This window comes from Enterobacter chinensis, assembly GCF_034008295.1.
GTDB classification, from domain to species: domain Bacteria; phylum Pseudomonadota; class Gammaproteobacteria; order Enterobacterales; family Enterobacteriaceae; genus Enterobacter; species Enterobacter chinensis.
In genome coordinates this window covers 276,740-295,877 of sequence record NZ_JARDVI010000006.1, presented here as the reverse complement: position 1 = coordinate 295,877, position 19,138 = coordinate 276,740, and the positions used below count along the sequence as shown (strand labels likewise).

The window sequence follows — 19,138 nt, the reverse complement described above, 5'->3', positions numbered from 1 at the left end:
TGATATTCATTCTGTTTACAGTCGCAACCATTTTTGCAATATTTGTTTTCATAAACTTCATGATTTCCACACATTTATTGACACTATGTTCACATTCTTATGCGCGCTGACTCAGAAACATTGACCGAAAACGTCACCTCAAAAGCCAACTGGCCCCTGGCGCTATGTGCAGGTTTATTAGGTATTGGGCAAAACGGCCTGCTGGTGATGCTCCCGCAACTGGTCACCCTGACCGGGCTTTCACTCTCGGTCTGGGCCGGGCTGCTGATGTTCGGATCCATGCTCTTTTTACCGGCCTCGCCCTGGTGGGGACGCCAGAGCGAGCGGCGGGGGTGTAAAGCCGTGATGCTGGCTTCGCTAAGCGGCTATCTGGCCAGTTTCGTCGTCATGGCGCTGGTGGTTTGGGCGATGGCGGCCGGAAGGCTGGATACCGTCCTGGGGCTGGCGGGGCTTATTCTCTCACGTCTGATCTACGGGCTGACGGTCTCAGGGCTGGTGCCTGCGGCCCAGACGTGGGCTATTCAGCGTGGGGGGCTGGAGAAAAGAATGGCTGCGCTGGCGACAATAAGCTCCGGCCTCAGCTGCGGGCGTTTGCTTGGCCCACCACTGGCGGCGCTGATGCTTAGCGTCAACCCGGTGGCACCGCTCTGGCTGATGGCGGTAGCGCCGTTTATCGCTCTGCTGCTGGTGCTTCGCGAAGTCGCTGACCCGCCGCTGCCGCCGGTGGCGCACCAGGCGACCCGCCTGCAGGCCTCCATGCTGCCGTTCCTGCTGCTGGCGCTGCTGTTGGCGGCGCTGGTAAGCCTGATGCAGCTTGGCCTGTCACCGCATCTCAGCCCCTTGCTGGACGGCAACGCCCGGGACATCAGCCATCACGTTGCGCTCCTGCTGAGCCTGGCCGCGCTGGCTACGCTCGCCGCGCAGTTCCTGGTCGTCCGCCCGCAGCATTTCAGCCCGGTGACGTTGCTCTGCATCGCGGCGGTTTTGATGGTCGCAGGGCTTGGGCTGATGTCTGTCGCTGGTTTAGCGCTGTTCTACGTGGGGATTGTGATCACGTCGCTTGGTGCGGCGATGGCCACGCCGGGCTACCAGCTGCTGCTGAACGATCGGCTGACCACCGGGAAAGGGGCGGGAGTTATCGCCACCAGCCACACGTTAGGCTACGGCGTCAGCGCGCTGCTGGTGCCGGTGGTGACGCGCTTTTACGGTGAACAGTCTTTAACGGTGGCCGCAGGGGGAATGGCGTTGCTGTTTTTAGCATTGAGCATCGGGGTATGGTCAACCGAGCGTACCCCTGATGAAAAGCCTTAATGGATCGACGACGTGCCGCCAGACGCCTCATTTTGCCGCAGGCGCTGCAGGGGATCTTGCTGATAAAACTGGCAGAAACGCTGCCACAGCGCCGGGAAACGTGGCGCGAAGAGCTCTGGCGCGCTGAAGAAATACTCCGAGAGCACCGCGAAGCACTCTGCAGGGTCGGTTGCCGCATAGGCGTCAATGCTGGCGGCGCTTTCGCCCACCAGGTCTATTTCGTCCTGGATGTTATCCATCGCCGCGTGCAGATCGTGCTCCCATCCGGCTACCTCGCGAAGCGGGATCAGCGGTACTCCGCTGGCGCGATCGCCGTTGCGGGTATCCAGCTTATGCGCCACTTCATGAATAATCAGATTAAAACCGGACGCATCAAACGAGTCCTGAATGTCTAGCCAGTTCAGGATTATCGGCCCTTGCTGCCAGCTTTGTCCGGACTGCACCACGCGCTGGTTGTGCACCAGGCCGATATCGTCCTGCCATTCGTCGTCAACGATAAACGGCGCCGGGTAGATCAGCACTTCGTGGAAACCATCCAGCCACTCAATGCCGAGCTCAAGCACCGGCAGGCAGAACAGCAGGGCGATACGCGCACTTTTATGCGCATCCAGCTCAAATCCCTGCAGCGGTACCAGCCGCTTTTGCTGCAAAAAGCGATCCGCCAGCTGAATCAGCTTTGACTGTTCATCCGGCTGGAGGTTGGCCAGCACGGGGATCGCCAGCGCGTCATCCCACGGCAGCGCCACATGTTGACCAGCGTCATTTGATTTCCAGGGCCACTTAATCATCGCTTTGCTCGCAAACTCGTCACGTGAACAAAATTGAAAGGTCAGGTTCCGTTAACATGCCAAAGAACCCGGCATGAAGGCAACTACAAAAGGTAGAGATGTTGAAATGGCAGGAGAGGCCAACCTTTCTCTGCCACTATTCAAGCACTTATCCTGTTTCTTTTCAGTGATAAAAATCCCACATGCGTGCAAAAGAGGATCAGGCAGAAGTCTTCATGACCTTATTCAAAATCAGTCGGTCAAGGCGCTGCGAAACCTGCGTGCAGATCACCTCGACACTCTGATCCTGATGGTACAGGGCATAGTTTAGCGCTTCAGGCGAAATATGCGCTGCGCTGGCTTGCGTGTCTGCTTTCGCTTTCATTGCCCTGGACAGGGCATAACGTGCCGCGTTTGCCCGCTTCTTATCGTAGTGTTTGAGTTCATCAATTTTCAGATTACACGCATTCAGTCTCTCCTCGTGTGAGACTGCGGTAACCGGGGCGATGTCTTCTTCAACGGGTGCTGGTGCTGCGGCGGCGACCGGCGGCACTACCCGAATCGGTGGCTCACTCTTTGTCTGGCACGCCGTCAGGCCCAGTGCCGCAATCAACAAAATAACAGTTCTCATGATTACCCTTGTGAGTGTGATGGGGGCAATATTTTACGCGATGCTTCGCGGTTCCAAATGTGTAATAAACGAATAGAACTGAATAACGGTTATATTTTTATGCGGCGGACAATGAGATAGATTATTCGTTGTAATTGCTGTCAATAATAAGCGCTTATTGTCCAATAACACCTGTAGTTTGAAATGAAAATTATTGCTACCGTTTAATCGTCAGCGCGGGAATATCTTGCTGATACTCTTATTTTTAAATGCATAACCTGAATATTCAGTGTCTCACACACATTTATGGAGCGTTTATGTTGTTGAAGAAAGCCGCGTTTGTAATTATCCCTCTGATCTTTTCCTCGTCAGCCCTGGCCGACCTAGGGGGAAGATGCTGTCCTTTCAGTGATGAAAATCTGAAAGAAGATATTCGTCCTCTCGAAGGCTCCCTGGATAAAATTCTCCAGCTGGAAGGCGTTTCTTATACCTGGAAAGAGAATAAAAGCCAGGATGTCGGATTAATCGCGCAGAATGTCGAAAAAGTCTACCCGGAACTGGTCAAAACGGAAGATGGGAAAAAGCAGGTCGATTATCAAAAGCTGGTTGCCCCGCTGATTGAGGCCTTACGTGAACAGCAAAATGAAATTAAGGCGTTAAAGGCTGATGTTGCACAGTGTGCATTGAAAAATAAGTAATTAATCCCTGAGCCCGTCGTAAACATGACGGGCTCAGGCAGACAGTTAGTGACGTTTAATCTTCCCGAGCGCGTCGATGAGCTGCGCCTTCTCAAGCGATGATATCTGCTTATCATTCAGCAAGCGGGACAGCGTGCGGTCCTGCTCTTCACCAAATCCGCCACCGGTCATGATTTGACGGCTAATCAGGTTCAGGATGGTGTTATCCAGGTCAAGAATTTGCGCTCTTACCTCTGCCAGAGGGCGGGGCTGCCACCCTTTTTCAGGCTGCAAACGCCAGCGATCAAGATAGCGATACTGGATGTTTTTACTGACAGCCATCTGTGTCTGCACAAACGCATCAATACTCTTCGGATCCAGCATGACGTCGCGGGCGGCGTCCTGCGCTTTCAGAAGAACATTCTTTTCTCTGGGTAGATCCTCAACGGGAAGGTGGTTCGCAGCCTTATAGCCTGCCACATCCTTCATCACCTCGAATCGCGTGTTTAATGCCTCTGCCAGCTCAGGAAGGGTTGCGGCGTTCACGGAGGCGGCCAGAGATGAACCACACATTAAAATTGATGAAACCACAACAGCGAAATAGCGCACGGTTATTCTCCCGACAATATGAGTTGGAGATCTATTATGGCAGCCTGTTTATGACAGGCAATCGTTTATAGCGTTAATAAACGAGCGTATTTGTCAGCATTTCAGAGGTTCGGGCAGTAAATAAAAAATTCTGATAAATAAAGTCACTATATCGCCATATCAACAGAATGAACTTTTTGATAGCATGAGAAGGCGTAATTTATGTCACACCCAATTACCTTCTACTTCTCAATAAGAAGGTCACGCAATGTGGCCTTCTTTACTGCACCGATTGCGCAGAGGATCCTATGAACACTAAAACACGTGACGGTATAAAGGCCTATACCCCCCTCTCACTGAAACTCTATGACTGGTGGGTACTTCGCGTTTCCAACCGCTATGCCTGGAAATGCGCTACCGAGCGACATCTTATTCCCCATTTCCGAAATAACATGAAAAATAACCACCTCGATGTGGGTGTCGGAACCGGATATTACCTGACATATACGCCAGATTCCTGCACTATTTCGCTGCTCGATTTGAATATCTCAAGTCTTGAGGCGGCGAATGCACGCGTGGGCAGAAACAGGGTTAAGGCGTCCATATTGCATGACGTATTCGAACCCTATCCATCAAATCTTCAAGAGCAATTTGACTCCGTGTCGATGTTTTATCTTCTCCACTGCCTGCCCGGCGAAATGAGCGATAAAGCTGAGGTGATTGCCCACGCCAGTTCGGCGTTAACGAAAGAAGGGTGTTTATTTGGCGCGACCATTCTGGGTGACGAGGCGGGTCACAATGTGTTCGGGCGAAAACTGATGAAAATTTATAATAAGAAAGGCATCTTTTCTAACCGAACCGACAGCGCAGAGGGATTAGCCTCTCTCCTCACGCGTTATTTTCATCATGTGGAGATCGTCGTTGAAGGGCGGGTGGCTCTTTTTAAGGCTGAACGTAAAAAAGAGATGATGTTGGCTGAATAATTTCAGCTGATTGTCTTTTCACCGATGAATAAACAGAGAGGAACACCTCTTTGTTTATTCCTAATGAAAAAGGCAATTCATGAAATCGTTATATCCTTACTCTTACCTGCGCCGGGCGATCCTCGTTGCACTCCTTGGCACGACCGGCACAACCACTGCTGCCACCCTCATCGATAAAGACACGCTGATTGATGGCAACTCCCCTGCCAATGAAGACTATCAGGTTGAAAAGGGTGCGACGCTCACAGCAAAGGGAGCGGTTGCCGGTCAAGTGACCATTTCTGACGGTCGTTTCGTCATGGACGGCGGTCAAATTAATGGCTACCTGATGCTAGACGCTGCCAGTACGGCGACCATTGATAATGCAACCGTGAAATTCGCGGCGTTGATGGGGGATTCCCAACTTCGAAATACAACAATCGAAACTCAGCTTATTGTGAATGAGGCCCGGCTCGTCGCGATGCAAATCCGTGCGCAGCAGCTTGTGGCGTATGACGGTGAGGTCGCTGTAGAGAATGGCGTTATTGCCAATGACGACGAAATGTACAGCGGGGCAGTTGATTTTAATGGTACTAACGGCACGTTTATCGGTAGCGCTATTAAGGGATATAAGTCCGGTATACATCTGAACGGAACGAACACCGTTGGTCTTGATGACTCCAGCGTCTGGGCGGTAAAAGGCCCTGCGTTCATGGCCAACAGTGGAACTCAACATATTCAGCTGAGAAATGGCAGCACCGCCGGTTCTGAAACGGGCGAGCTTCTGATCGCCAAATATGGCAGCGATGTCTCCCTGTCACTCAACGCCAGCCAGGCCGCAGGCACCATCCGTGCCGAAGATAACGCCGTGGTTGACGTCGCGCTCGCCAACGGTAGCCACCTTTCCGGGGCGATGATCAACGTCAATTCCCTGTCGCTGGATAATTCCTCCCTCTATGAAATGACGGCAGATTCCGATATCAAGGCGCTCTCCATGGCGGGCGGAACGGTGAAGTTTGCTGCGGGGGAGGAATACGGCACACTGACGCTCGGTACGCTCTCCGGCAACGGCCATTTTGTGATGAATGCCGACGTGCTGATGGGCCAGGGCGATTTGCTGGATATCACCGAGAGCGCCACCGGGAAACATACTCTGCACGTGGCCGCCACGGGGCGTGAAACGACCAGCAGCGATACCCTGACGCTGGTGCGTTCCGCGGCTGGAGACGCAGAATTTACGCTGAATGGCGGTCGCCTGGACGTCGGCGCCTGGCAGCAAACCCTTGTGCGTAACGGCAATAACTGGGAGCTGGTCCAGGCGGGCTCAACCTCTGCCTCGACCGATGCGATGCTCTCCATGGCTTCCGCCCCGCAGTTTATCCACGAAAATGAACTTAACGTCCTGCGCTCGCGTCTTGACGACACCCGCGCCCAGCCGCAGTCCGGCATGTGGGGTACCGTGCTGCACGGCCGCAGTGATGTCGATGGTGCCTGGGGTTCTGCATACCGCCTGGAACAAAACGGCATGATGCTGGGTGGCGACAAGGTGACCTCCGTTGCAGCAGGCGATCTGACCACGGGCGCCTGGCTGAGCCAGTCAACCGGCCAGGTGAAACATGCTCGCGGCGGCCAGAGCCGGGTCACCAGCTACGGCGGCGGTCTGTATGCCACGCTGAATTCCGCTAACGGTTGGTACACCAGCGGTTCAGCGCAGATTAACCATTTTGACAACAAGCTGAGCGCCCGCATGAGCGATGGCGGCACAGCGCGTGCAAACTGGAACAGCTGGGGATACGGACTGGGTCTGGAAGCGGGCCGTCATATCGCTCTGAGCGATGCCACGCGTCTGACGCCGTTTGCGGGTCTCGACGGCTGGATGACCCCGTCTGAGCACGTCAAACTGAACAACGGGATGACGGCAGAAACGGGTGATGGACGTTCACTGCAGGCGCAAGCGGGTCTGCGGGTGACCACCCGTCTCGAGGCTGGTGAGATGCAGGTCATGCCTTATGCGACGGCGGCGCTGAGCCAGGGGCTGGTGAAAAATGGCAGCACGCGAATTAACGAGACCTATGACTTTACCAATGATTTCACCGGCACGGCCGGTAAGTTTACGGGCGGTATCAGCGCGATGATTACGCCATCAACCCAGGTCTGGCTGGATGCGAGCTACGCGAAAAGCGAGCACGTCGAGTCGCCGGTAGTGGGGAATGTGGGTCTGCGCGTCGATTTCTAAACCGTGCAGTATGCTTTACCGGTTCGCCGGTAAAGCACGCGCTCAACCCCGGTAACGATAACTCACCGTCACCTGGTTACTCAGCACGGTCAGCGGCGTGTCGAGGCGACCTCCCGCCACGGAATAATACTCAAAACGAAACGGTCCGCCTGCCGGCATCCCGGCAGGCAGGGGCAGCTCCCCGGCATAGCCGGGCAGCGTCAGGCAGCGCGTGGCGCTGCACAGGCGAATGCGAAACCCGGCGGGGGTCAGGCCGTCCGTCTGAATCTTCCAGTTTACGCGCGAAGCTACTGCGCCAGCGGGCAGGGGAGAGGGGTTTTGCACCGGTTTACTTTTCAGTACCACCTGTCCACGGGTCATCGTGCCGCCGAAGCTGCTGCCGCTCCATGAACCGTCCGCCGCCATCGCCAGCGGCGTGAGCAGAAGCAGCCCGAGCCCTGCTCTCCTCATCCTTTACCCCCAATCAGATACGTCATCCGCACGTTGCGCTGGGTATTAATCTCCTGGCTGGAAAGGACCGCCAGCTGCGGGAAGATGCGGCGCAGGTAGCGCGACAGCATCAGGCGCAGGGCCGGGTTCACCAGCAGCACCGGCGGCGCGCCTAAGCCTTCCTGGTGCTGCAGCGCCTGCTCGGTCTGCTTCATCAGGTTTTCGGCAATACCCGGCTCAATTGCGCTGCCGCTCTGGGTCGCCTGGATCAACAGCTGCTCCAGGGAGAGATCCAGACCAATCAGCTGAATATCGCCCTCGCCCGGGAACCACTGCTGGGTGATTGCCCGGGAGAGACGCGCCCGCACGCGGGTGGTCAGCTCATCGGCATCGCTCTGGGCGGTGGCAAACTCCGCCAGCGTATCGATAATGGTGCGCATATCGCGAATCGGTACGCGCTCGGCCAGCAGGTTCTGCAGCACTTTGTGCAGCGTGGTCAGGCTGATGACCGCCGGGATCAAATCTTCCACCAGTTTCGGCGAGTTTTTGGTGATCTGGTCGAGCAGCTGCTGCGCCTCCTGACGGCCAAACAGCTCCTCGGTATGGGTGGCGATCAGATGGTTGAGATGCGTTGCCACCACTGAACTCGGGTCAACCACCGTGTAGCCCAGCGTCTGCGCCAGTTCGCGGTGAACCTCGTCAATCCACAGGGCTGGCAGACCAAAGGTGGGTTCGGTGCACGGCGTGCCGGGAACTTCGCCTTCGGCGCAGCCAGGGTTGATCGCCATCCAGCGTTCCGGCTGAACTTCACCAGAACCAATGTTGACCCCTTTAAGCAGGATGCGATAGTGCGTTGGCGCCAGATCCAGGTTGTCACGAATATGCACGGCAGGGGGGAGGAAACCCATCTGCTGGGCAAACTTCTTGCGAATGCCGCGCACGCGGGTCAACAGCTGGCCCTGCTGCTCGTGATCCACCATCGGAATCAGACGATAGCCCACTTCCAGACCGAGGGTATCTTCCATCTGTACATCAGACCAGGTGGCTTCGTTCACCTGCACCACGTCAGCGTCCGCCGCATCGGCATCTGACATTGTGCCCGCGGATTTTTTCGCTTCACCTTCGCGGCCGCGCAGCCACCAGGCGACACCCAGCAGCGCGGCGGTAAACAGCAGGAAGACGAAGTTAGGCATACCGGGGATCAGCCCCAGCAGGCCAATCACGCCCGCCGCCAGCACAATCACGCGCGGAGAGGTAAACAGCTGGCCCACCATCTGCTCGCCCACATCCTGATCGTTGGCGACGCGGGTCACGACCACGCCAGCTGCGGTGGAGATCACCAGCCCCGGGATCTGTGCTACCAGACCATCACCGATGGTCAGCAGGGTATAGGTTTCACCGGCCACGCCCGCAGACATGTCATGCTGCATTACGCCGATCACCAGACCACCAATAATATTGATGGCCATAATCAGCAGCCCGGCAATGGCGTCGCCGCGCACAAACTTACTTGCACCGTCCATCGAGCCGTAGAAATCCGCCTCCTGCGTCACCTCTTTACGGCGGCGTTTGGCTTCCTCTTCACCGATCAGTCCGGCATTGAGATCGGCGTCAATCGCCATCTGCTTGCCCGGCATCCCGTCAAGAGAAAAGCGCGCACCCACTTCCGCAATACGTCCGGCACCCTTGGTGATCACCATAAAGTTAATGATGATCAGAATGATGAACACGATGATACCGATGGCGAAATTGCCGCCCACCAGGAAGTGACCGAAGGCTTCTACCACCTGGCCTGCCGCATCGGAGCCGGTATGGCCGTGCATCAGGATCACGCGCGTTGAGGCGACGTTAAGCGCCAGACGCAGCAGGGTGGAGAACAGCAGCACCGTCGGGAACGCCGAAAACTCCAGCGTGTTCTGGGTAAACATGGCGACCAGCAGGATCATGATCGACAGCACGATATTGAAGGTAAACAGCAGGTCCAGCACGAAGGTCGGCAGCGGCAGGATCATCATCGCCAGGATGGTCATGATCAGTACCGGCCCGGCCAGCACCTGCCACTGGGTTTCCTTCATGTTGGGTAATCGTAATTTGGTGGCGATATTGGCCATCACTCTCTACTCTCTTGTGCAAAATCCATCCCCGTCGGAACGGGAAGATCTTTAGGTGTCAGCGGACGTAAGCCATAGCCTTTACGCCAGCGCTTAAGGCCATAAACCCAGGCCAGCACTTCCGCCACCGCGCTGTACAGCTCGGCGGGAACCGGTGTGCCGGGTTCACAATGGCGATACAGGGCGCGCGCCAGCGGCGGCGCCTCAAGCATAGGGACCCGGTTCTCTTCGGCCAGTTCGCGGATGCGCAGGGCAATCAGCCCGCTACCGCTGGCAACCACCATTGGCGCGCCCATGGCACCTTCCTGATACTTCAGGGCGACCGAATAGTGGGTCGGGTTATTCACCACCACGTCAGCGGTGGGGACATCGGTCATCATTCGCTGCTGCGCCATCTGACGCTGCAGCTGGCGAATCTTGCTTTTGATCAGCGGGTCGCCTTCCTGATTTTTGAATTCGTCTTTGATTTCCTTCAGGCTCATGCGCAGCTTCTTGAAGTTGCTCCAGAGCTGGTAAACCACGTCGAACACCACCATCGGGATCAGCGATAAAATAATGACCAGCATGCAGCCCATTAGCAGGGCGCTGATATCGCCCAGCGCCATGCGCAGCGGTTCATCCATCAGGCTGATAAATTTCCCTTTGTTGAACCACAAAAACAGCCCGCCGCCGATGGCTGCAAGCGTCACCTTCAGAATGCTCTTCACCATCTCCGACACCATCTGCGCGGAAAAAAGACGCTTGATGCCGCTGATCGGGTTGAGCTTTTTGACGTTAAATTTGAGGGCCTTGGCGCTCATATTCAGGCCGCCAATCAGCGACGGCGTGGCGACAGCGGTCAAAAACAGCCCGCCCACGAACGGCAGCAGGGCCAGAAAGGCGATCCCCAGCAGCGATCCGGCGTGATGCAGCATCTGCTGCGGGTCGCTGACTAACAGCCGGTCAAACGTTAAGCCGTTATGCAGCAGGTGCTGCAGCTGTTTTGCCAGCCAGCCGCCCGCCACCAGCAGCAACCCCCAGCCTGCCAGCAGCATGAGTACGCTCGTCAGCTCGCGCGATCGGGGAACCTGTCCCTCTTCGCGCGCTTTTTGCTTTCGGTGGGGTGTGGGGTCTTCTGTTTTTTCGCTGTCGTTTTGTTCTGACATGACATTCGCCCGGCGGGATTAGAAGCCGAGTGACTCCAGCAGATCGTCCACCTGCTCCTGAGACGCCACAATGCCCTCGGCGCGGGTATCGATCTGCGGACCGTTCTTCAGATGCGCATCACCGGCGGCGGCGCTGGCGTCGCGTTCGTTCATGTTTTCCACCAGCACGCTGATAAGCTCTTTCTCAACGGTTTCAATCACGTGCATCAGGCTTTGCAGCACCTGACCGGTGAGATCCTGGAAATCCTGCGCCATCATGATTTCGGTCAGCTGACGGTTGGTCTGCTGGGTCTTCTCCGGCACGTCGTGCAGGAAGGCGCGGGTGGCTTTGACCAGCTCGCGGGCATCATCCAGCGGCTGCGGGTTTTCAAACCAGGCGTCCCAGCGGGCGCTCAGCGCGGTAGCGTTATCGCTCAGCCCTTCCTGCAGGGGACGCGCCACTTCCACGCTGGTCAGCGCGCGATCGGCGGCCTGCGAAGTCTTGCCGACCACATAGTTGAGGCGGTCGCGAGTGTTCGGAAAGGCATCTGCGACTTCCATAATCGCCTGTTCCAGACCGAGGTTCGCCATGCTGTCGCGCAGCAGACGGGTCAGCTGTCCGATGCGAACAAAAATCTCTGTGGCGTTATCCGCCTGCATATTTAACGGGGAGTTCATAAGGGTTACCCGAGTTTTTCAAAGATTTTGCCGAGCTTTTCTTCCAGCGTGGCAGCGGTAAACGGCTTAACGATGTAACCATTGGCTCCCGCCTGAGCGGCCGCGATGATGTTCTCTTTCTTCGCTTCCGCGGTCACCATCAGGACCGGTAGCTTTGACATCGCCGCATCGCTGCGGATGGTTTTCAGCAGCTCCAGTCCGTCGATATTGGGCATGTTCCAGTCGCTGACGACGAAATCGAAGTCGCTGGCGCGCAGCTTGTTGAGCGCGTCCTGACCGTCTTCGGCCTCGTCAATGTGCTTGTAGCCCAGATCCTGCAGCAGGTTTCGTACGATGCGTCGCATGGTGGCAAAGTCGTCAACCACCAGAAAACGCAAATTTTTATCCGACATGGGGGGTATCTCCTGAACGTCGTGAGTCGGTCTTGGAAAGGTTATGTTTATGGAAACTGTCCAGTAAGCACTGGCTGATATCGTCGAGGTCGACGACCTTCTTCGCTGCGCCCAGCGCAATCGCCTCACGCGGCATGCCGAATACCACGCAGGTGGCTTCGCTCTGTGCAAGGGTAAAGGCGCCGGTCTGGCGCAAGTGCAGCAGGCCGCGCGCGCCGTCAGCGCCCATGCCGGTCAGCAGGGCGGCGCTGGCGTGTTTGCTGGCCTGACGCGCCACGGAGTCAAACAGCACATCCACCGACGGACGATGACGATTCACCGGCTGGGCATCGCTGAGCCTGACCCGGTAGCCGTTGTCCTGGCAGATGACCTCCATGTGGCGATCGCCCGGGGCAATCAGGGCGGTGCCCGGTAAAACCGGTTCACCATCCTGCGCTTCGCGCACCGCAATCTGGCACAGCGAGTCGAGTCGCTGGGCGAAAGAGTGGGTGAAACCGGCTGGCATATGTTGGGCGATGACGATGCCCGGCGTACTGACAGGAAGCGTCATCAACACCCGGCGCAGCGCCTCTGTGCCACCCGTGGACGCACCGATGGCGATAATGCTCTGTTGACGCACGGGTATACCGGCGAGGATCGGTCTGGCGTCGGCGCTATGCTGTGCCAGCTTCGCTCGAGCCGCGATGCGGATCTTCTCCACCACCAGCTGGCTCCAGCTGTCGATATTCTCCGCGCCGCGGTGCTCCGGCTTGGGCAGAAAATCCACCGCACCGTGCTCCAGCGCGGTCATAGTGGCTTTCGACCCCCGGGTGGTCAGGGAGGAGACCATAATCACCGGCATCGGGCGCAGGCGCATCAGGCGGGAGAGAAACTCCAGCCCGTCCATCCGCGGCATGTCGATATCCAGCGTCAGCACGTCCGGGTTAAGCTGTTTAATCAGCTCCCGCGCGATAAACGCGTCCGGCGCCGTGCCGACCATTTCCATATCAGGCTGCTGATTGACCACCGCGCTGAGCATGTTACGCATCAGGGCGGAATCATCGACCGCCAGCACACGAATTGCCTTCACCGTGTGGCCTCCGTCAGTTCATACACCGACTGCCCCCGCAGGCGCAGCGGAATATGTGGATAGTTAAAGTGTTCCGAATGGCCCACAAACAGCAGGCCGCCCGGCTTAAGCAGACGCGCAAAGCGCTGCAACAGACGCTGCTGCGTCGGCGCGTCGAAATAAATCATCACGTTGCGGCAGAAAATGGCGTCGAACGGCCCGGGAACGGACCACTTTTCATCGAGTAAATTAAGCTGCTGGTAGTGAATGGCCGACAGCAGTTCCCGCCGGGCTTTCACCCATTCGCTGTTGTCGCCCGCCCCGCGCAGAAAATAGTGGCGCTTTTGCGCCAGCGTCAGCGCGTCCAGATCGCTCAGTCGGTAGACGCCCGCTTCGGCCTTAGCCAGCACCTCGGTGTCGATATCCGACGCCCAGAGGCGCGGCCCGGCCACCGACGCGCCAAGCTGCTCGTTCAGCGTCATGGCGATAGAGCAGGGCTCTTCCCCCGTTGAGGCGGCGGTACACCAGACGCGATAGCCGCTAGCGCGCTGGCGCGCATGTTCCGCGAGGATCGGGAAGTGATACGCCTCGCGGAAAAAGGAGGTCAGGTTGGTGGTCAGCGCGTTGATAAAGTTCTGCCATTCCGGGTGCTCTGAGTGCGACTCAAGAAGGCCGATATACTCGCTGAACGTGGCCAGTCCCAGCGTGCGCACGCGACGGGAGAGACGATTAAAAATCATCTCTCGCTTTTGCGCGTTGACGACAATGCCGGCGCGCTTATAGATTAATTTCCCGACACGCTGTAATTCGCTGTCAGTCAGAGAAAGCGTATTCAGGGATAAGCGTGCAGGCGTGCTGTTAATTTCACTCATAGAAGGGGGCAGACCTTAAACCGGAGTATTCATTATTTCCTGATACGCGCCGATCATCTTATTTCGCGCCTGCATACCAAAGCTGAATGAAATAGAGGATTTCTGCATCGCCAGCATCACGTCATTCAGGGCAATATCGCTACTTCCGGACATCCATTGCTGTGTTTTGCTCTTTGCCTCAACCTGGGTTTTATTTATTTCGTTAATGCTGTTAAATAAAACGTCAGAAAAGGAGGGGGCGTCACCGCGCGAGGTGTGCCGCTGGTTAGACGGGCCGTTGACCTGCTGCGCCTGGGTTTGTATTTGATCGAGTACGCCACGCATTAATGTCGCTGACATTTTTCAATTCCTGATTAATGGGATAAAAGCCACTGTTTATTGCACATCTTTTAAACGTCGACAGCTTAACACGTGTTTAAAAACCTCAGAAAATCCAATAAGCCGACAGAACTTTGAGCTTATTTATCCTTAAAAAAAACGCCTTTCAGACGATAATGCCCGCCTGAAAAATTCTTATATTTTTGAAATCGTCGACATCACTCTCGCGAATTTCGTGAGCTGACGCGCATCGCGGATGCGTGCTATTTCATACAGGAATACGGCATGAGTGCCACACTAAATGAGTTAACCAACAATCCGGCAGAGCGAATTAAATCGATGCTGTCCTCACTTCGCGGCAGCCCGAAGCTTTTGCTGGTGATTTGCGGCGCTGCGGCGCTATCCGTCATCATCGCGCTAATGTTCTGGGCAAAGGAGCCGGATTACCGGGTGCTGTTCAGTAATATCAGTGATGAAGAAGGCGGCGCCATCGTGGCGCAACTGTCTCAGCTCAACGTCCCTTACCGTATCGATACGCCGGGCGGCGCGATCATGGTGCCGGGCTCGCAGGTGCATGAGGTGCGCATGAAGTTGGCCCAGCAGGGGCTGCCGAAGGGCGGCTCGGTGGGCTTTGAGCTGCTCGACCAGGAGAAGTTTGGCGTCAGCCAGTTCACCGAGCAGGTGAACTACCAGCGCGCACTCGAAGGCGAGCTGGCGCGCACCATCGAAAATCTCGGCCCGATCCAAAGCGCGCGCGTGCATCTGGCCACGCCGAAACCGTCGATGTTTGTTCGCGAACAGAAGAAACCGACCGCGTCCGTCACCGTTAACCTGCTGCAGGGCCGCACCCTGGATGACAGCCAGGTGGTGGCTATCACTCATCTTATCTCCAGCGCGGTGACCGGGCTGGCAGCAGAGAGCGTGACCATTGTCGATCAGCGCGGCAACCTGCTCACCCAGAGCGGGATGCGTGGCCTGCAGACGGCGCACCTGAAATACACCAATGAAATCGAGAGCGACTACCAGCAGCGTATCCAGCGCATTCTCGCCCCGCTGGTGGGGGATGAAAACATCCGCGCCCAGGTGACCGCGCAGATGGATTTCACCGAGCAGGAGCAGACCCTGGAGCAGTACCAGCCGAACAGCGACCCTGAAAAAATGGCGATCCGCAGCCGTCAGTCAAGTCTGGCCGAGCAGGGTAATCGCCGTGGCGCGGGCGGCGTGCCGGGTGCGTTGAGCAACACGCCACCGGCACCGGCCACCGCGCCGCTGACCCAGCCGCTCAATACCCCAGCGGATGACAAAAAAGAGAAAACCACCGGCAGCAGCGCTAGCCGTGAGACGGCGCAGCCGTATAACAACCGCAGCGATGAGACCACCAACTTTGAGGTGGATCGCACCCTGACCCACACCAAATCCAATGCCGGACGCATCCAGCGCCTGTCGGTCGCGGTGGTGATCAACCACCTGCCGCAGGGGGAAGAGGGCAAACCGGGGCCGATTAGCGAGGCCGAGCTGACCCGCATTAACGCGCTGGTCAAAGAGGCGATTGGCTACAACGCCAGCCGTGGCGACAGCGTCAACATCCTCAACTCCGCCTTCAACGGCGTAGTGGAAGAACCGATTCCGCCATTCTGGGAGCAGGATCGTTTCTACGCGCTGTTGATGGCTATCGCCCGCTATCTGGTCATCGCCATTATCGCCTGGGTGATGTGGCGCAAGCTGGTGCAGCCCGCCTGGATCCGCCATCAGGAGACCACTATCCGTCGTCTGGAGATGGAAAAAGAGGCGCGCGAAGAACAAATTGCTGCGAAAAAACGTGCAGCGGAGAAAAACAACCGCGACCGTGCGCAACAGCGAGTGGATACGGAACTCAATGGTCAACAGCTGCGTGAGCTGGCAGAGCAGGAGCCGCGCGTTATCGCCCTGGTGATCCGCCAGTGGATGAGTAAGGAGCCGAAATAATGAATGCCTCAGATAAAAGCGCCATCGTCATGCTGACGCTGGGAGATGTCCTGGCCGCGGAGGTGTTCAAGCACCTCAACGCCCACGAGGTGAAGCAGATCAGTGCCTCAATGGTCAATATGGCGGGCTTTACTCACGACCAGATGGCAATGGTGCTGGAGGAGTTTAAGAAAGACTCCAGCGAATACGCGGCGCTCAGCCTCAATACCAACGATTATCTGCGCAGCGTGCTGGTCAAGGCGCTGGGCGAAGAGCGCGCCTCCTCGTTGCTGGAAGATCTGCTGGATACTCACCAGGGCACCAACGGCATCGAAACGCTCAACTTTATGGAGCCACAGTCGGTCTTCGATCTTATCCGTGAGGAGCATCCGCAGATCATCGCCACCATCCTGGTTCACCTTAAGCGTAACCAGGCGGCGGACGTGCTGGGCAAATTCGACGATCGCGAGCGTAACGACATCATGCTGCGTATTGCCACCTTCGGTGGCGTACAGCCTGCCGCGCTGCAGGAGCTGACGGAAGTGCTGAACAACCTGTTGCACGGTCAGAACCTCAAGCGCAGCAAGATGGGCGGCGTCCGTCCGGCAGCCGAGATCCTCAACCTGATGAAATCGCACCAGGAAGAGGCGGCCATCGAGGCGGTACGCGAGTTCGACGGCGAGCTGGCGCAGAAGATCATCGACGAGATGTTCCTGTTCGAAAACCTGGTGGAAGTGGAAGACAGAAGCATCCAGCGTCTGCTGCAGGAGATCGAGAGCGAGACGCTGATCATCGCGCTGAAAGGGGCCGACGAGCCGCTGCGCATGAAGTTCTTCCGCAACATGTCCCGTCGTCAGGCGGAGCTGATGACCGACGATCTGGCCTCCCGTGGCCCGGTGCGTCTGTCGCAGGTCGAAGCCGAGCAGAAAAACATTCTCAACGTGGTGCGTCGCCTGGCCGAGGCCGGCGAGATCCTGATTGGAGGCAGCGACGATGCCTACGTTTGATGATAACAACGCCCGCGAGTGGCGGAGCTGGAAGCCTGAAAACCTGCTGGGTGAACCGCTGGACACCCCGCTGCCCACGCTGGACAACACCCAGTCAGAGACTCAACTGAAAGCTGAACTGGCGCGTCTGCGCAAGCAGGCGGAGCAGCAGGGGTTTACCCAGGGGCAGCAGCAGGGCCAGGAAGAGGGCCATAAACAGGGCTATGAGGCGGGGCTGAAAGAGGGTCGCGACGCCGGTTATGCCCAGGGCCTCGAGCAGGCGCGCGTTGAACAACAGGCATTGTTGCGCGAGGCCGAGCTGTGGGTCAGCAACTTTAAGCTGGCGCTGGAAAACCTCGAAGGGCTGATCCCGGCCCGTCTGGTGCAGTTGTCCCTGACGGCGGTGCAGCAGCTCTACGGCACCTCCCGCATCGCAGATAACCATGCTCTGGTGACGCAGATCCGCAGCCTGATGCAGCAGGATGCCCTGCTGCACGGCACCATCCAGCTGTATGTCAGCCCGGACGCGTTTGACATCGTGCAGGCGGCGCTGGGCGAGACGCTCGCCGCGATGGGCTGGGAGCTGCATCGCGACACCGGCCTGGCCGCCGGGGGCTGCCGGGTGGTCTCCCCGGATGTGGAGGTGGACGCCAGCATGGAAACCCGCTGGCAGGCGCTCTGCCAGCTGGCGCGCGAGGAGCTCTCTCAATGAGCCAGCAGCTAAAAACGTGGCTCTCGGCCCTCGACCGGGTGGAAGAGAAACTCACTCAGGTGCCCGATTTTCGCCAGTACGGCAAGCTGACGCGCGCCACCGGTCTGGTGATGGAAGCCGTCGGGCTGAAGCTGCCGATCGGCGCGCTGTGTAACGTTGAGCGCCAGACGGAACAGGGGATTATCCCGGTTGAGAGCGAAGTGGTGGGCTTTAACGGCCAGACGCTGTTCCTGATGCCGCTGGAGCACGTCGACGGCATTCTGCCGGGGGCGCGTATTTATGCCCTGCAACGCGACAGCCACGCAGGAAAACAACTGCCCGTTGGCCCGCATCTGCTGGGCCGGGTGCTGGATGCGCAGGGCCGTCCGCTGGATGGCCGCCCCGCGCCGGGGAAACCGGCGGCAGGGCTGTTTACTCCAACGCTTAATCCGCTGCACCGCGACCCGATCAAAAACGTGCTCGACGTTGGCGTGCGCGCCATCAACGGCCTGCTGACGGTAGGGCGCGGGCAGCGTATGGGCCTGTTCGCCGGTTCCGGCGTCGGCAAAAGCGTGCTGCTCGGCATGATGGCCCGTTTTACCACCGCTGACGTCATCGTGGTGGGGCTGATTGGCGAGCGTGGCCGCGAAGTGAAAGATTTTATCGAGAATATCCTCGGCGAGCAGGGGCTGGCGCGGGCGGTGGTGGTGGCCGCCCCGGCTGACGTTTCGCCGATTTTGCGTATGCAGGGGGCCGTTTACGCGACGCGCATCGCGGAAGATTTTCGCGAGCGCGGCCTCAACGTGCTGCTGATCATGGACTCCCTGACGCGTTACGCCATGGCGCAGCGTGAAGTGGCCCTGGCGATTGGCGAACCGCCCGCGACCAAAGGCTATCCGCCGTCGGTCTTTGCCCGCCTGCCCGCGCTGGTCGAGCGTACCGGTAACGGCGTGAAAGGGGGCGGTTCAATCACCGCGTTTTACACGGTGCTCACCGAAGGGGACGATCAGCAGGATCCGATTGCCGACTCCGCGCGAGCGATCCTTGACGGCCATATCGTGCTGTCGCGTCGTCTTGCCGAGGCGGGTCACTACCCGGCTATCGATATTGAAGCTTCGATCAGCCGCGCCATGACCGAGCTTATCCCGCATGCCCAGTACCGCAAGGTGCAACGTTTTAAACAGCTGCTTTCCGCGTATCAGCGCAACCGCGATCTGGTCAGCGTGGGCGCGTACGTCAAAGGCAGCGACGCGATGCTGGATCAGGCTATTGATAAATACCCGTCGCTGGAGGCGTTTCTCCACCAGGCGATCCACGAGCGCAGCGGCTATGACGACGCCGTTCGCGCCCTGTCCGGGCTCTTCCCGGATATCAAGGACTAATCCGGAGGCGCG

19 protein-coding genes are annotated in these 19,138 nt (G+C 57.7%); 8 read left to right on the top strand and 11 right to left on the bottom strand.

From position 1 onward, the window contains the following. Window positions 1-99 precede the first annotated feature (99 nt). The gene (locus PYW49_RS18905) at window positions 100-1,311 is read left to right on the top strand and encodes an MFS transporter (RefSeq protein ID WP_320387212.1); all 1,212 of its coding nucleotides are present in this window, start codon (window positions 100-102) and stop codon (window positions 1,309-1,311) included. On the opposite strand, the gene mtfA is transcribed toward PYW49_RS18905, so the two are convergent. Both mtfA and PYW49_RS18895 read right to left on the bottom strand, forming a co-directional pair. Continuing rightward, window positions 1,308-2,099, bottom strand: coding sequence for a DgsA anti-repressor MtfA (gene mtfA / locus PYW49_RS18900; RefSeq protein ID WP_320387211.1), 792 nt, complete (start codon window positions 2,097-2,099; stop codon window positions 1,308-1,310). The genes PYW49_RS18905 and mtfA overlap by 4 nt on opposite strands. A 199-nt stretch (window positions 2,100-2,298) precedes the next feature. After that, entirely contained in the window at window positions 2,299-2,709 is a 411-nt protein-coding gene (locus tag PYW49_RS18895; RefSeq protein ID WP_320387210.1) for a hypothetical protein, read from the bottom strand. A 296-nt stretch (window positions 2,710-3,005) separates the two neighbouring features. On the opposite strand from PYW49_RS18895, the gene PYW49_RS18890 reads away from it, so the two are divergent. Continuing rightward, a complete protein-coding gene (locus PYW49_RS18890; RefSeq protein WP_320387209.1) occupies window positions 3,006-3,386 on the top strand; it encodes a tail fiber domain-containing protein in 381 nt (126 codons plus the stop codon). Window positions 3,387-3,431: 45 nt separating this feature from the next. On the opposite strand, the gene PYW49_RS18885 is transcribed toward PYW49_RS18890, so the two are convergent. Beyond that, window positions 3,432-3,974, bottom strand: a complete 543-nt coding sequence (locus tag PYW49_RS18885; RefSeq protein ID WP_320387208.1) for a chorismate mutase — start codon at window positions 3,972-3,974, stop codon at window positions 3,432-3,434. Window positions 3,975-4,261: 287 nt separating this feature from the next. Between PYW49_RS18885 and PYW49_RS18880 the strand changes: the two genes are divergently transcribed. Continuing rightward, window positions 4,262-4,936 (top strand): class I SAM-dependent methyltransferase, encoded by a 675-nt coding sequence (locus PYW49_RS18880; protein WP_320387207.1) that lies wholly within the window; start codon window positions 4,262-4,264, stop codon window positions 4,934-4,936. 79 nt (window positions 4,937-5,015) lie between these two features. Next, the gene (locus tag PYW49_RS18875; RefSeq protein WP_320387206.1) at window positions 5,016-7,151 is read left to right on the top strand and encodes an autotransporter outer membrane beta-barrel domain-containing protein; all 2,136 of its coding nucleotides are present in this window, start codon (window positions 5,016-5,018) and stop codon (window positions 7,149-7,151) included. A 42-nt stretch (window positions 7,152-7,193) separates the two neighbouring features. Here the strand turns inward: PYW49_RS18875 and PYW49_RS18870 are convergent, their stop codons facing one another. Genes PYW49_RS18870 through fliE form a run of 8 tightly spaced genes read right to left on the bottom strand, consistent with a single transcriptional unit; the run spans window position 7,194 to window position 14,144 of the window. Further along, complete coding sequence (locus PYW49_RS18870) at window positions 7,194-7,601, bottom strand: flagellar protein FlhE (RefSeq protein WP_320387205.1); 408 nt, start codon at window positions 7,599-7,601, stop codon at window positions 7,194-7,196. Next, window positions 7,598-9,691 (bottom strand): flagellar biosynthesis protein FlhA, encoded by a 2,094-nt coding sequence (gene flhA / locus PYW49_RS18865; RefSeq protein WP_320387204.1) that lies wholly within the window; start codon window positions 9,689-9,691, stop codon window positions 7,598-7,600. The genes PYW49_RS18870 and flhA overlap by 4 nt, the downstream gene beginning before the upstream one ends. Then, window positions 9,691-10,836, bottom strand: a complete 1,146-nt coding sequence (gene flhB, locus PYW49_RS18860) for a flagellar biosynthesis protein FlhB (protein WP_320387203.1) — start codon at window positions 10,834-10,836, stop codon at window positions 9,691-9,693. The genes flhA and flhB overlap by 1 nt, the downstream gene beginning before the upstream one ends. Before the next feature lie 18 nt (window positions 10,837-10,854). Next, window positions 10,855-11,493 carry a protein phosphatase CheZ gene (gene cheZ, locus PYW49_RS18855; protein WP_134347996.1) on the bottom strand — a complete coding sequence of 213 codons (639 nt, stop codon included), beginning with the start codon at window positions 11,491-11,493 and terminating at the stop codon, window positions 10,855-10,857. Window positions 11,494-11,498: 5 nt separating this feature from the next. Further along, window positions 11,499-11,885 (bottom strand): chemotaxis response regulator CheY, encoded by a 387-nt coding sequence (gene cheY, locus PYW49_RS18850; RefSeq protein WP_032679442.1) that lies wholly within the window; start codon window positions 11,883-11,885, stop codon window positions 11,499-11,501. Then, entirely contained in the window at window positions 11,875-12,954 is a 1,080-nt protein-coding gene (locus tag PYW49_RS18845) for a protein-glutamate methylesterase/protein-glutamine glutaminase (RefSeq protein ID WP_134347997.1), read from the bottom strand. The genes cheY and PYW49_RS18845 overlap by 11 nt, the downstream gene beginning before the upstream one ends. Then, a complete protein-coding gene (locus PYW49_RS18840; RefSeq protein ID WP_134347998.1) occupies window positions 12,951-13,805 on the bottom strand; it encodes a CheR family methyltransferase in 855 nt (284 codons plus the stop codon). Before PYW49_RS18840 ends, PYW49_RS18845 begins: the two co-directional genes overlap by 4 nt. A 15-nt stretch (window positions 13,806-13,820) precedes the next feature. Next, the gene (gene fliE, locus PYW49_RS18835; protein ID WP_320387202.1) at window positions 13,821-14,144 is read right to left on the bottom strand and encodes a flagellar hook-basal body complex protein FliE; all 324 of its coding nucleotides are present in this window, start codon (window positions 14,142-14,144) and stop codon (window positions 13,821-13,823) included. A gap of 264 nt (window positions 14,145-14,408) precedes the next feature. On the opposite strand from fliE, the gene fliF reads away from it, so the two are divergent. The 4 genes from fliF to fliI are packed head-to-tail and all read left to right on the top strand — an operon-like array spanning window position 14,409 to window position 19,126. Further along, window positions 14,409-16,088, top strand: a complete 1,680-nt coding sequence (gene fliF, locus PYW49_RS18830) for a flagellar basal-body MS-ring/collar protein FliF (protein WP_320387201.1) — start codon at window positions 14,409-14,411, stop codon at window positions 16,086-16,088. Beyond that, on the top strand, window positions 16,088-17,074 hold the full coding sequence (fliG, locus tag PYW49_RS18825; RefSeq protein ID WP_134348001.1) for a flagellar motor switch protein FliG: 987 nt from the start codon (window positions 16,088-16,090) through the stop codon (window positions 17,072-17,074). Before fliF ends, fliG begins: the two co-directional genes overlap by 1 nt. After that, on the top strand, window positions 17,061-17,765 hold the full coding sequence (locus PYW49_RS18820) for a flagellar assembly protein FliH (RefSeq protein ID WP_320387200.1): 705 nt from the start codon (window positions 17,061-17,063) through the stop codon (window positions 17,763-17,765). The genes fliG and PYW49_RS18820 overlap by 14 nt, the downstream gene beginning before the upstream one ends. Continuing rightward, a complete protein-coding gene (gene fliI / locus PYW49_RS18815) occupies window positions 17,762-19,126 on the top strand; it encodes a flagellar protein export ATPase FliI (protein WP_320387199.1) in 1,365 nt (454 codons plus the stop codon). The genes PYW49_RS18820 and fliI overlap by 4 nt, the downstream gene beginning before the upstream one ends. Window positions 19,127-19,138: the final 12 nt, after the last annotated feature.

What these genes read in the sequence shown, in the direction of transcription:
- cheY (WP_032679442.1), bottom strand. Translation starts at nt 11,885, where the DNA reads ATGTCGGATAAAAATTTGCGTTTTCTGGTGGTTGACGACTTTGCCACC.
- flhB (WP_320387203.1), bottom strand. Translation starts at nt 10,836, where the DNA reads ATGTCAGAACAAAACGACAGCGAAAAAACAGAAGACCCCACACCCCAC.
- cheZ (WP_134347996.1), bottom strand. Translation starts at nt 11,493, where the DNA reads ATGAACTCCCCGTTAAATATGCAGGCGGATAACGCCACAGAGATTTTT.
- mtfA (WP_320387211.1), bottom strand. Translation starts at nt 2,099, where the DNA reads ATGATTAAGTGGCCCTGGAAATCAAATGACGCTGGTCAACATGTGGCG.
- PYW49_RS18870 (WP_320387205.1), bottom strand. Translation starts at nt 7,601, where the DNA reads ATGAGGAGAGCAGGGCTCGGGCTGCTTCTGCTCACGCCGCTGGCGATG.
- fliI (WP_320387199.1), top strand. Translation starts at nt 17,762, where the DNA reads ATGAGCCAGCAGCTAAAAACGTGGCTCTCGGCCCTCGACCGGGTGGAA.
- PYW49_RS18820 (WP_320387200.1), top strand. Translation starts at nt 17,061, where the DNA reads ATGCCTACGTTTGATGATAACAACGCCCGCGAGTGGCGGAGCTGGAAG.
- PYW49_RS18880 (WP_320387207.1), top strand. Translation starts at nt 4,262, where the DNA reads ATGAACACTAAAACACGTGACGGTATAAAGGCCTATACCCCCCTCTCA.
- flhA (WP_320387204.1), bottom strand. Translation starts at nt 9,691, where the DNA reads ATGGCCAATATCGCCACCAAATTACGATTACCCAACATGAAGGAAACC.
- PYW49_RS18895 (WP_320387210.1), bottom strand. Translation starts at nt 2,709, where the DNA reads ATGAGAACTGTTATTTTGTTGATTGCGGCACTGGGCCTGACGGCGTGC.
- PYW49_RS18905 (WP_320387212.1), top strand. Translation starts at nt 100, where the DNA reads ATGCGCGCTGACTCAGAAACATTGACCGAAAACGTCACCTCAAAAGCC.
- fliF (WP_320387201.1), top strand. Translation starts at nt 14,409, where the DNA reads ATGAGTGCCACACTAAATGAGTTAACCAACAATCCGGCAGAGCGAATT.
- PYW49_RS18840 (WP_134347998.1), bottom strand. Translation starts at nt 13,805, where the DNA reads ATGAGTGAAATTAACAGCACGCCTGCACGCTTATCCCTGAATACGCTT.
- PYW49_RS18875 (WP_320387206.1), top strand. Translation starts at nt 5,016, where the DNA reads ATGAAATCGTTATATCCTTACTCTTACCTGCGCCGGGCGATCCTCGTT.
- PYW49_RS18890 (WP_320387209.1), top strand. Translation starts at nt 3,006, where the DNA reads ATGTTGTTGAAGAAAGCCGCGTTTGTAATTATCCCTCTGATCTTTTCC.
- fliE (WP_320387202.1), bottom strand. Translation starts at nt 14,144, where the DNA reads ATGTCAGCGACATTAATGCGTGGCGTACTCGATCAAATACAAACCCAG.
- fliG (WP_134348001.1), top strand. Translation starts at nt 16,088, where the DNA reads ATGAATGCCTCAGATAAAAGCGCCATCGTCATGCTGACGCTGGGAGAT.